The 11,614-nt window shown below is 75.8% G+C and carries 7 protein-coding genes; 1 reads left to right on the forward strand and 6 read right to left on the reverse strand.

Features of this window, described 5'->3' with window-relative positions:
- The 6 genes from KS423_RS25380 to KS423_RS25405 all read right to left on the reverse strand — a co-directional run.
- On the reverse strand, window positions 1-413 hold a 413-nt coding region (locus tag KS423_RS25380; RefSeq protein WP_224282083.1), incomplete at its 3' end, for a DUF5682 family protein.
- A 4-nt stretch (window positions 414-417) separates the two neighbouring features.
- Window positions 418-1,578, reverse strand: a complete 1,161-nt coding sequence (locus tag KS423_RS25385) for an AAA family ATPase (protein ID WP_224282084.1) — start codon at window positions 1,576-1,578, stop codon at window positions 418-420.
- Window positions 1,575-6,674, reverse strand: coding sequence for a hypothetical protein (locus tag KS423_RS25390; RefSeq protein ID WP_224282085.1), 5,100 nt, complete (start codon window positions 6,672-6,674; stop codon window positions 1,575-1,577). The genes KS423_RS25385 and KS423_RS25390 overlap by 4 nt, the downstream gene beginning before the upstream one ends.
- Window positions 6,671-7,528 (reverse strand): DUF4132 domain-containing protein, encoded by an 858-nt coding sequence (locus tag KS423_RS25395; RefSeq protein WP_374120030.1) that lies wholly within the window; start codon window positions 7,526-7,528, stop codon window positions 6,671-6,673. The genes KS423_RS25390 and KS423_RS25395 overlap by 4 nt, the downstream gene beginning before the upstream one ends.
- Before the next feature lie 192 nt (window positions 7,529-7,720).
- Window positions 7,721-8,503 carry an ABC transporter ATP-binding protein gene (locus tag KS423_RS25400; RefSeq protein ID WP_224282086.1) on the reverse strand — a complete coding sequence of 261 codons (783 nt, stop codon included), beginning with the start codon at window positions 8,501-8,503 and terminating at the stop codon, window positions 7,721-7,723.
- Between the two features lie 26 nt (window positions 8,504-8,529).
- Complete coding sequence (locus tag KS423_RS25405; protein ID WP_224282087.1) at window positions 8,530-9,552, reverse strand: iron-siderophore ABC transporter substrate-binding protein; 1,023 nt, start codon at window positions 9,550-9,552, stop codon at window positions 8,530-8,532.
- Between the two features lie 106 nt (window positions 9,553-9,658).
- On the opposite strand from KS423_RS25405, the gene KS423_RS25410 reads away from it, so the two are divergent.
- The coding region (locus KS423_RS25410; protein WP_224282088.1) for an iron ABC transporter permease at window positions 9,659-11,614 on the forward strand (1,956 nt) is incomplete at its 3' end.

Genomic DNA, 11,614 nt, shown 5'->3' on the forward strand with positions numbered 1-11,614 from the left:
CGGGCGGCGCGGTGGGCGAGCGGGAGGTCGCAGGCGATGGCCTCCACCCCGTTGCGCCGGGCCCAGCGCAGGGCGGCGAGTTCCGGCGAGAAGTCCGCGAACGGGTAGAACGCGGGCCCGGCCGTCTCCTCCGGCCCGGCCGGGGCCGCCGCGAGGGCGACCGGGGCCTGGGTGGCCTCGTCGGCGAGCCAGCCGAGCCAGGGCTGGAACTCGGCGGGCAGCTCGACCAGGACGGCCTGCGGCCGGGCGGCGTCGAGCAGCGCGGGGACGACCGCGCTGAGGGACGGCGCGTGGTGACGCACGCCGATCAGGTGGGGCCCGGGGCGGCCGGTGCCGGAGGCGGCCAGTCGGTCGGCCTCGGCCCGGACCGCCCGGTCCGCGTCGCCCGGGCGGGAGATCTCCGCGCTGCTCATCGGATCAGGCCTCCAGTGCCGAGCGGAGGTCCCAGAGGGTGCGCCAGGTGGCGGCGCCCTGTTCGGCGCGGCGGCGGACCGGGCCGTCCCAGTAGCCGAGCAACCGGGCAGCGTCGGACGGGTCGTCCTTGCGGACCACGCCGAGGAGCTGGCCGGGCAGCCGGCCGAGCAGGTCCCCGCCGTCGGGCAGGTAGGCGGCGCTGACGCCGAGCGAGGTGGCGACGGAGACCGCCTCGGCGGTGCTCATCACGGTGGACGGGCGTTCGACGTCCCAGCCCTCGGTGGAGCGGCCGGTACGCAGGTCACGGAAGGCGGTGACCAGGGCCTCCAGGACGGCGTCGTCCACCCCGTAGGCGGCGCCGGCCCGGGCCACGGCGGCGGTGGACTGGCGGCGGACCAGGTCGACCTCGGCGGCGAGGCTGCCGATCGGGCCGACCGTCTCGAAGTTGAACCGCCGCTTGAGCGCCGCGGACATCTCGCTGACTCCCCTGTCCCGCAGGTTCGCGGTGGCGATCAGGGTGAAGCCGGCTGCGGCGTGCAGCTGCGCGTCCGGGGTGCCCGCCAGCTCGGGGACGGCGATGCGCCGCTCCGAGAGCAGGGAGACCAGGGCGTCCTGGACCTCGGGCAGGCAGCGGGTGACCTCCTCGACCCGGGCGACCGCGCCGGTGGTCATCGCGGTGAGCACCGGCGAGGGGACGAGGGCCTCGCGGCTGGGACCCTTGGCGAGCAGCAGGGCGTAGTTCCAGCCGTACTTGAGCTGGTCCTCGGTGGTGCCGGCGGTGCCCTGGACGGTGAGCGCGCTGGTGCCGCAGACGGCGGCGGCGAGCAGCTCGGAGAGCATGGACTTGGCGGTGCCGGGCTCGCCGACGAGCAGCAGGCCGCGCTCCCCGGCGAGGGTGACGACGCAGCGCTCGACGAGGGCGCGTTCGCCGACGAACTTCGGCTCGATGACCAGGCTCTTGCGCCCGGCCTTGAGCTTCTCGCCGCCGCTGCCCATGACGAAGGTGACCACGGCGCGCGGGGTCAGCCGCCAGCCGGGCGGGCGCGGGCCGCTGTCGTGGGCGGCCAGGAACTCCAGCTCGGCGGCGTACTTCTCCTCGGGAGGGACGGTCTGCCGGTCCGCGGCGGTGACGGCCGCTCCGGTGGTGGTCTCGGTGGAGGTCATCGGCGGGCCTTCCTGCGCTTGCTGGTCTGGAGCTCTTCGTAGCCGGGGGTGTCGCCCTCGACGGTCCGCTGCCAGGCCCGGGCGAACAGCTCGGGGACGGGCAGCGGGACCACCGCGGGCCGGTGGGTGGGCAGTTCGTACAAAGCGGCCTTCCAGGTCTCGGCGGGCAGGGCGGGCGCCTTGGCCTCCTGCCAGCCGCCGGGCAGGAAGAGGCTGCGGCCGGCCCGGGCGCGCTTGGCCTCCAGCACCAGGTCGGTGGCGGCGAGTTCGGCGCGGGCCTTCTTCAGCCGGGCGGGCTTCCAGCCCGTCCAGCGGGCGGCATTGCGGTCGGTCGGGTCGGGCAGGGCGAGCAGCTGGAGGTAGAGCGTGGCCGCGTCCTCGCCCAGGCCGTGGGTGCGGGACACCTCGGCGACCAGCTCGGGAGCGGACAGCTGCGGGTTCTGCAGCCAGGCGGGGCCCTCGCCGATGGCCGGCACCGCGGCGGCGGAGGCGGCCAGCCGCTCCGGTTCGCCGCGCAGCACGGACTCGATGGCGCGCCGCTCGGTGGAGAACCAGTAGCTGCCGGAGAGCCCGTCGAGAAGTTCGAGCAGGGGGTCGTCCGGGCCGGTGAGGGCGGCCGGGCGCAGCCAGATCCGCTCGAAGTCCTCGTGGTACGGCGTCAGGACGAGCGCCGGGCCACAGCGGACCAGGCCGTCCGGGTCGGCGCCGCCCTCGGCGGGCAGGCCGAAGTGGGTGCGCAGGACGGCGGCCAGCGAGGCGCCCTTGACGGTGCGGATCAGGTCGAGGTCGAGCAGCAGCTCCTGGTCGGTCAGGCGGTCGCGCAGCGCGGTGGCGGCGGTGGGCAGCAGCGCGCGCAGCGGGCTGTCGGCGGGCAGGTGGTAGGCGAGCCAGCGCAGCGCGCCGATGGTGGAGCCGAGCGCACCGGTGTCGGGGACGGCGGAGGCGTCCTCGGGGACCAGCCGCGGGACGGCCCCGCCCTCGTCGGTGAGCCGGAAGCCGGTGCGGCGGGTCAGCCACGGGGTGTGGGCGGGGTTGAGCACCGCCTCGACGGTGTCGATGGACACGCCCTGGACGGTGGCCAGCGCCTCCTCGGGGAGGGTGACGAGCCGTCCGAAGCGCCGGATCCACTCCTCGGCCCCGGCGGCGAGGTCGGGCCCCTCGGTCCACAGGATCTTCGGGTCGGCGGGCAGCAGGGCGCCCCAGACGGCGGCGAGGCCGGTGTGGTCGTGGTCGCGCAGCCAGGCCCGGGCGGCCTTGAACTCGCCGGACTTGAGGCCGAACTCGGCGGGCATGGGGTCGCCGTTCCAGTGCAGCAGCCTGGCCGGCGGGCTGAGCAGCAGGGCGGAGCGGGCAGTGCCGATGCCGGTGAGCTCGCTGAAGGCTTCGGCCCTGGCCTGATCCCACGGGACGACGCCGCGCAGCGCGGCGACCCGCCAGAACTTGGCGACCCAGGCCGCGGAGACCAGTTCCTCGGTGCCGCGCTCCTCGACGGTGGTGAAGTGCGCGACGGGCCCGAACTCCCCGCTCGGGTCGTGGTCGACGGCGAGCCAGTGCACCGTGCCGTCGGTGTACCGCCGCTGGTGGCCGAGGATGACGACGGTGCGCTCGCCGTGCCGCAGCACCTCGCCCTGGCGGTGCGTGTCCGGTCGGCCGCTGGTGGCGTTGGCGCCCGCCGGGGCCTGCTCGGCGAGGACGATCTCGCGCAGGGTGGCGCCCCGGTCGGCCAGTGGGCCCTTGGTCAGTTCGCCGAGCAGCAGGACCAGCGAGGAGCGGTGGGCGGGCCGGGTGAACGGCGCGGCCACCGCGTAGGCCAGGGCGTGGAGCCGGCCGAGCAGGTGCAACCAGCCGTGGTGGGCGTCGCCGCCGCGCAGCGTGACGTTGGCGGGGGTGGACCAGCCCTCGCCGTTCGCGGCGGGCGGCGCGGCCAGCACGGCGCTGACGGTGCGCAGGTTGTTGAGCACCGAGCAGTTCCCGGACGAGCCCCAACCGCCGAAGCCGCCGATCTCGGGCAGCACGGCGTGGACGGCTTCGCGCAGTTCGTCGTCGCGGCCGTGGTCCGGCTGCCACTCGGTGTTCTTCGCCTTCTCGGGACGCTCGGCCTCCGGCTGCGGGACGAACCGGGCGACCTGGCCCAGCAGGTCGGCGGCGGCGCGGGCGAGCCCGGCGACGCCGGCCAGCAGCTGCGGGTGGGCGATGCCGGGCAGGACGGCGCCGACCGCCTGCACGGGCAGGGAGCCGAGGGCCTTGCCGTGCCGGGCGAGCGGGCGGCGCACGCCCTGGACGGTGAGCCAGCGCTGCTCGTCCTCCGGGCCCGGCTCGGTGTCGACCGGCCAGGCGGCGTCGATCAGCCGGGCGGCCTGCTCGGCGGTGGCGGCGCGCAGCACCTTGGAGCCCGCCTCGTCGCGCGGGCGCAGGGCGTGCCAGTGCGGGTACGGCGGGATGAGCGGGGTGCCGGCGGCGGAGAGTTCGCCGGAGCGGCCGGGGCGCAGGTCGACGGTGCGGTCGGCGTGGCCGGTGAGGTCGGGCAGGTTGAGCGAGAAGTGGTCGCCGGAGGTGTGGCTGACCACCGGGGAGGCCGCGCCGGGCAGGGCGAGCCGGCCGACCGGTACGGTGCCCGCCCGGTGCCCGTCCAGCGGCAGCACGATGCGCTGCCCGTCGGCGGTGAAGGTGGTGACGGCCTTGCCGGGCTCGACCCGGGCCCAGCTGCCGAGCACGGTGCCGTCGGTGCCGAGCGGGGTCCGCTCCAGGCCGGGCTGGAGCGGCAGCAGCCAGGTGCTGCCCTGGACCAGTCGGCCGGCCTGGGCGGTGGCGGCGATCACCGGCGGTTCGGCGGTGCGGCCCAGGGTGCCGGTGGCCGGGTCGAGTTCGCGCAGGACGGGGCTGCCGTCGGGGGCGTGGCGCAGCGTCCAGTACCCGGTGCCGTCGCCGAGGACGCGGTACTCGTGGGGCATCCGGGTGTCGCCGGCGTGCAGCGGGCGCTCGCCGGTGGTGCGGCCGCCGCCGGGCAGCTGGAGGGACGGTGCCTCGGGCTCCTGGTCGCCGTAGTAGTAGCCGGCGATGGTCTGGCCCTCCAGCTCGAACTGCTCGTCCGGGCGGCTGGACCAGTACGCGAGCTGCTTGCCCTCGTGGGAGCGGACGACCAGCAGCTCGCCGTCGACCAGGCGCAGCCTGGTCCGGTCGCGCCGGTGCTGCGGCTCGGGCAGGCGCAGGGTGTGCTCCAGCACGATGCCCTCCGGGCCGACCACGATGGCCCGGTCGAGGCGGGCGAGGATCAGGTGCGGCCAGGCGTCCTCGATGACCAGGCCGGTCAGGCCGGCGACGCCGAGGCTGGGGACGGGGTGCTGCGGGGCGTCCGCGGCGGGCGGGTCGGCGAGTTTGCCGAGCGCCTCCTCCAGGGCGGGCCAGCCGAGTTCGTCCAGGATGCCGGCGTTGAGGGCGTCGGTGAGCAGCGCGGTGACGTCGAGGGCGGCGACCCGCTCGGCGACGGCCGGTGCGACCGTCCGGATGGCGGTGCGGTACTGGCCGAGCGAGCGGACCAGGTCTGCGGCGCCGGCCAGGCCGCGGGCGGCGGACAGCTCCTCGGCGCGGTCCTCGGCCCACTCGGCGAACAGCTCGTTCAGCAGGGGCAGGACGGGCGCCTGGCGCTTGACGGCCGTCTCCCAGGCGGACGGGGTGGCGCGGCGCAGCAGCGGCCGGAAGCGGTCGTCGGCGCCGACGGCGGCGAGGGCGGGGCTGTCGGCACCGCACTGCGCGGCCCACTCGCGCAGGTCGAAGCCGAGCCCGGCCGGCGGGTCGGCCACCGGCACGCCCGCGCTCAGCAGCAGGTCCAGCAGGTCGATCCGGGTGTGGCTGGCGCGGATGCCGGTGAAGAGGTCGACCGGGACGGCGTCGGCCCGCAGCCGCTCGACCATCCGGCCGGCCAGGGCGAGGGTGGACGGGCAGCTGGGCCGGGTGCGCCAGCCGCGGCCGTGGTGGTGGCACCAGCGCTGGAGCCAGGCGGCGGCGGGTTCGGCGCCCTCGGGGCGGGGGCCGGTGAGCAGTTCCTCGGCGCCGGTCTCGGCGAGGAGCGACAGCCAGGCGGCCTCGTGCGGGGCCAGGTCGGAGGAGGCCGGGTCGGGCAGCAGTTCCAGCAGTCGGGCGCGGACCGCCGCGTCGCCGCGGCCGAGCTCGACCAGCGCGCCGTGCCAGGACTTCCAGAACGCGGCGGGTGCGCGGTTGACCGCCGGGGAGTCCAGCAGTTCGGCGAGCAGCGCCCGTTCGTGCTCGGCGCGGTCCAGCCCGGCGGCCTTGATCAGGGCGCGGGCGTCCTCGGCGACCCCGGCGTACGGGGCCATGCCGGCCGCGGAGCGCTCGGTGCACAGCTGGCGGAAGCGCTGCCAGGCGGTCAGCGGGTCGAGCCGCTGGGCGAGCTCCTTGACGTACTGGCGCAGCGACTTGACGGTGAGCGCGCCGGCCAGGGCGAACTCCAGGAAGACAGCGCGCAGCCGCTCCTCGTCCACCGTCAGGCCGTGGGTGCGCTCGGCCTCGCGGGCCTTGCCGAACCAGGCGGCGGCGTAGGTCTGGTTGCCGTGGCCGAGGAAGATCCGGCCGACCTCCTCGCAGAAGGTCGGCAGGAAGTGCGGGACGGCCCGGCCGAGGCGGACGGCGAGCTCGTCGAAGCCGTCCTTGGCGGCACCGGGCTTGGAGGTGGCCTGGCGGGCGAGCCGCTCCATCTCCTTGACCAGGGCGAGCGCGTGGTGGCCGTTGGCCGGGTCGTGGACCAGGGCCCAGGCGGGGAAGCCGAGCGCCTCCTGGCGGACCTGGCCGACCTCGGCGGGCGCGGGCTCCGGCGCCAGGCCGAGGAAGTCGAGGGCGAGGTCCTCGGCCTGGCCGAGCGCGCCGGGGACCAGCCGAACGATCCGGCGGCCGTCGAGCGCGGGGTGGGTGTAGGTGCGGGCGGTGAGCACGTCGGCGGCGCTGTCGGGGCGGCCGGCGTCGGGCAGAGTGCCGGACGGGAGCACGGCCCCGGCGTCGAGCAGCTCCTCGGGCGTCGCGGTGCGGCCGGTGCCGGTGCCGTCCGGGCCGGTGGTGGTCGTGGTCAGGCCGGTGGTGGTCATTCGGCTTCCTCCCCCTGGATCGTGCGGCCGGCGTACAGGGCGGCGGCCATCCGCATGCCCTCGGACCAGGCGACCGGTCCGATCCCGGTGAGCGGCAGGGCCCGGCCGTCGGGGCCGGCCCAGCTGAGCGGGCCGGTCTCGCACGCGTCGTACTCGTAGTAGTCGCCGACCCAGACCCGGGCCTCGACGGTGCGGCCGCCCTCGGTGACCGACTGGACGGCGGAGCCTCCGCGGACCCGGCAGCCGAGCCGGTTGCAGCGCCCGACCAGTTCGCGCAGCTCCCGGTAGCGGCCGCCGGCGTAGGTGGTGACCTCGGTGCCGGCCGGCGGCTCCGCGGGCCGGTGCCAGACCTCGCGGTAGAGCTGCTGGACGCGCTGGGAGACGCCGAGCTCGACGGCGAACTCACGTAGCTCGTCGAGGTCCTGGAGCAGGACGGGGTGCGGTATCAGCACCTCGCCGTCGGTGAGGCGCACGGTGTCGCCGTCGAGGTCGACCAGGCCGAGGCCGCGCTCGGCGTCGGCGCCGCGCAGGAAGCCGGCAACGGAGCCGTCCGTGGCGGTGACCACGAGGTCCTTCAGGACGCCCTGCCAGGCCTCGTCCGGCCACACGGCGGTGAGCACGGCGGCGGGCACCGGCAGCGAGCGGACCATCCAGCGCTCGACGTCCTCCAGGCAGCCGCGCTCGTGCGCGGCCAGCCACTCGGCGAGCTGCTTGAGCTGGGTGACCACCGGGTCGTCACCGAGCTTCGACGGTACGGACTTGAGGTCGCGGCCCGCCGCGTTGCGGCACACCACCCTGCCCTCCCCGTCGAGCGCGACGCGGTACCCTCCCGCGCCCGTTTCCACCCATGCCACGGCCGTACTCCTCCCACCTGGGAAACACCTGTCGATCGCCTGCTGACCAGCGATGCGAGGAACGTAGCGAGGCCCACTGACAACGCGACGGGCGGGGTCATTCGGGTCGTGACATGCAGATTTCAAACCACTCGAACGAGTGATCGAAGAGGAGAAGAAAACGGGGCGGCTGCCGGAAGGCAGCCGCCCGCGTCAGCCCAGCGGCGCCCGGGGAACGATCACCGGAGCGCCGTCGCCCGGCGCCGCGAGCACATGGCTGTCGATGTCGTACAGCGCCCGCACCAGCGGGGCGTCCACCACCTCGCGCGGCGGCCCGCAGGCCACCACCGCACCGTCCCGCAGCGCGACCAGCAGGTCCGCGTAGCGGGCGGCCGCCGCGAGGTCGTGCAGCACCATGACCACCGTCCTCCCGCCCGCCGCGACCCGGCGGACCAGCTCCAGCACCTCCACCGCGTGCCCGAGGTCGAGCGCACTGGTCGGCTCGTCGAGCAGGACCACCGGGGTGTCCTGGGCGAGCACCATGGCCAGCCAGCAGCGCTGGCGCTGCCCCCCGGAGAGCCGGTCGAGGCGGCGGTCGGCGAGGTCCTCGACGCCGGTGGCGCGCAGGGCCCCGGCGGTCAGCCGCTCGTCCTCCGCCGACCACTGGCGGAACAGCCCCTGGTGCGGGTGGCGGCCGTAGCGGACGAGTCCGGTGACGGTGACGGCCTCCGGGGCCTGCGGGCTCTGCGGCAGCAGCGCGACCCGGTGGGCGGCCTGGCGCGGGCGCAACCGCCACACGTCCTCGCCGCCGACCAGGACCCGTCCGGTGTCCGGCCGGTGCAGCCTCGCGACGGAGCGCAGCAGGGTGGACTTCCCGCAGCCGTTCGGGCCGACCACCGCCACCACCCGCCCGGCCGGGACGGTGAGGTCGACGCCGCTGAGCACCGGCCGCCCCGGACCGTAGCCGGCGCCGAGCCCCTGGACCGTCAACTCCATGGCACTTCCCCCTGACCGGTGCGGGCTCAGTTGGCGCCGAGCGCCTTGACGATGTCGCCGATGACCACGTCGGCGGCGAGCGGGCCGCCCCGGGTGGACCAGACCGAGCCGTCCACGGTGACGGTGTGGTTGTTCTTCACCGCGCCCAGCTCCTGGTAGGCGGGCTTGGACTGGACCTCCTTGAGCGCGGCCTTGCCGTCGTCGGTCAGGGTGGACAGGAACAGCCAGTCGCCGTCGAGCTCGTCGAGCTTCTCCAGGCTGAGCGCCGGGCTGTGCGCGTTGCCGTCCTTGTCCTGCGCGGCCGGGCGGGTCAGGCCCATGTCGAGGGCCACGCCACTGGCGAACTGCTTCTTCTCCATCCAGCTCGGACCGGTGGGGTTCCAGCGCACGATGGAGACCGCGGCGCCCTTGTTCCCGGCGAGTTCGCCACCCGCCTTGGCGGCCTTGGCCTCGTAGTCGCCGATCACCTTGTCTGCCTGGTCGAGCTTGTTGACGGCGTTGCCGATGCCCCGGAAGGCGAGCTTCCAGTCGTCGGTGGGCGCCATGGTGACCAGCGTGGCGGGGGTGATCTCGCGCAGCTGCTTGAGCACCTGCTCGTCCTGCATGTCGCCGGCCAGGATCAGGTCGGGCTTGGCGGCGATCACCTTGTCCATCACGGGCTGGAGCAGGTTCCCGACCACCGGGACGCCCTGCACCTTGTCCTTGAGGTACGCGGGCGGCTCGGCCAGCCCCTGGCCGTTGGTGATGCCGACCGGCTTGACGCCGAGGGCGAGCACCGCGTCCAGGTCCTCCTGGGTGAGGGTGAGGATCCGCTTGGGCTCGGCGGGGACCTCGACGGCCTTGCCGGTGGCGTCCTTGACGGTCCGCTTGCCGCCGGCACTACCGCCGCCCGCCGCGTCCGCCGCCGGGGAGGCAGCCGTGGAGGAGCCCGAGGAGGAGGAACCGGAGGAGCCGCAGCCGGTGAGCAGGAGCGCGGCCGCCCCGGTGACGGCCAGCGCCTGGGCCGCGCGGCGGCGGACGGGGCTGAGCGGGCGACGGGCGAACGGCATGGGTGCCTCCGGGCAGCGGTGGTACGGGAGTTGAGCGATGTCCGGGCAGCTCGGCACGGTGGAGGTGCCTCTCGGGACGGCTCGATCATTAGGTTAGCCTTACCTTATGACATTGTCGCAAGCCGGCGCCCCCGAAGCGCCCACCGCCACCGCGCCGGAGCCCCGACGGCCCGGGGGCCGCACGGAGGGCGCCCGCCCGACCTGGCCGGCCGTCACGGCGGCGGTGGTGCTCCTGCTCGCCCTGGCCGCGCTCTCCCTGTCGGTCGGCGCCGGCGAGGTCGGCCCCGGCCGGGTGCTGGACTACCTGCTGAACCGCGACGGCGCCCGCGCCGACGGCCGGCTCGCCCTGGTCGTCGGCGACCTGCGACTGCCGCGCACCCTCACCGCCCTGCTGGTCGGCGCCGCGCTCGGCGTCGCCGGGGCGCAGCTGCAGTCCGTCACCCGCAATCCGCTGGCCGAGACCGGCCTGCTCGGGGTCAACGCCGGTGCCTCGCTGGGCGTCGTGCTCGGCATCGCCGTGCTCGGCGTGCAGACCTCCTTCGGCTACCTCGCCTTCGCCTTCGGCGGCGCGGTGCTCGCCAGCACCGTGGTGCTGCTGGTCGCGAGCAGCCGGGGAGGCGGTTCCCCGATGCGGCTGGTGCTCGCCGGCTCCGCCGTCGCGGCGATCTTCCGCGGGCTCACCGACGTGCTGATCGTCAACTCCCCCGAGGCGTACGAACGGTACCGGGTGTGGGTGCTCGGCTCGCTGGCCGGAGTGGAGGGCTGGACGACGCTGCGCCAACTCGCCCCGGTACTCGGCGCCGGGTTCCTGCTCGCCGCGCTCACCACCCGGCCGCTGACCGCGCTCGCCCTCGGCGACGACCTCGCCCGCGGCCTCGGCCATCGGCCCGGCGCCACCCGGGCCGCCGTCGGCTTCGCGGTCACCCTGCTGACCGCCTCGGCGGTCGCACTGGCCGGGCCGGTCGCCTTCCTCGGGCTGCTCTCCGGCTTCCTCGCCCGCACCGTCGCCGGCCCGCGGGTCGGCCGGCTCACCCTGCTCGCCGCGCTGTTCGGCGCCACCGTGCTGACCGGCGCGGACGTGCTCGCCCGGGTGGTGGCCCGCCCCTTCGAGGCACCGGTGTCGGTGATCGTCGCACTGATCGGCGCCCCGGCCCTGATCGCGATCGTCCGCTCCCGGCACTCCGCAGCCCTGGCGATGGCCGACCCCGCCGAGTCGGCACCCTCCGCGCGCCGGGACGAACCGGCCCCGCCCAAACCGGACTTGGCACTGCGGTACGGCGCGTGGTCGCTGCTGGTGCCGCGCCGGGCGCTGCCGGCCTCGCTCGGCCTGGCCGCCGCACTGCTGGCCGCCGTGGTGGTCTCGGCGCACGCCGGGCAGAGCGAACTCGACCTCGCCCGCACCTTCCGGGCGGTGTTCGGCTACGGCGACCGGCTGGACGTGCTGCTGGTGCAGAAGTTCCGGCTCGGCCGGATCGTCGCCGGGCTCGCCGCCGGGGCCGCCCTCGGCCTGGCCGGCTGCCTCACCCAGACCCTCGCCCGCAACCGCCTGGCCACACCCGAACTGCTCGGCGTCAACGACGGCGCGACGGCCGCCGTGCTGATCTCCGCCGGCGTCGCGGGCACCTTCGGCGCCTGGTGGGCGGGACCGCTCGGCGCGCTGGTCGCCGTCCTGGTCGTCACCCTGGCTTCCGGCGGGCTCGGCGCGCGCGGCTACCGGGTGCTGGTGGTCGGGCTCGCCATGTCGGCGCTCGCCTCGGCCGTCATCCAGGTCGCGATGGCCCGGCGCTCGCTCAACTCGGCCGGCTCGCTGTACATCTGGACCAACGGCAGCCTCAACGGGCGGGACCTCTCCGTCGCCACGCCCGTGCTGTTCGGGCTGGCGGTGCTGGTGCCGCTCGCGCTGGTGGTGGCCCGGCGGCTGGCGGTGCTGCGCTTCGACGACAGCGTCGCCTCGGCGCTGGGCGTCGACCCGGGCCGGGTCCGGCTCGCCTGCCTGCTGCTGGCCGTTGCGCTGGCCGGGCTGGCGGTCGGCGTCTGCGGGCCGGTCGGCTTCGTGGCGCTG

The sequence above is a fragment of the Streptomyces sp. LS1784 genome, from assembly GCF_020103755.1.
GTDB lineage: Bacteria > Actinomycetota > Actinomycetes > Streptomycetales > Streptomycetaceae > Kitasatospora.

What these genes read in the sequence shown, in the direction of transcription:
- KS423_RS25385 (WP_224282084.1), bottom strand. Translation starts at nt 1,578, where the DNA reads ATGACCTCCACCGAGACCACCACCGGAGCGGCCGTCACCGCCGCGGAC.
- KS423_RS25390 (WP_224282085.1), bottom strand. Translation starts at nt 6,674, where the DNA reads ATGACCACCACCGGCCTGACCACGACCACCACCGGCCCGGACGGCACC.
- KS423_RS25400 (WP_224282086.1), bottom strand. Translation starts at nt 8,503, where the DNA reads ATGGAGTTGACGGTCCAGGGGCTCGGCGCCGGCTACGGTCCGGGGCGG.
- KS423_RS25405 (WP_224282087.1), bottom strand. Translation starts at nt 9,552, where the DNA reads ATGCCGTTCGCCCGTCGCCCGCTCAGCCCCGTCCGCCGCCGCGCGGCC.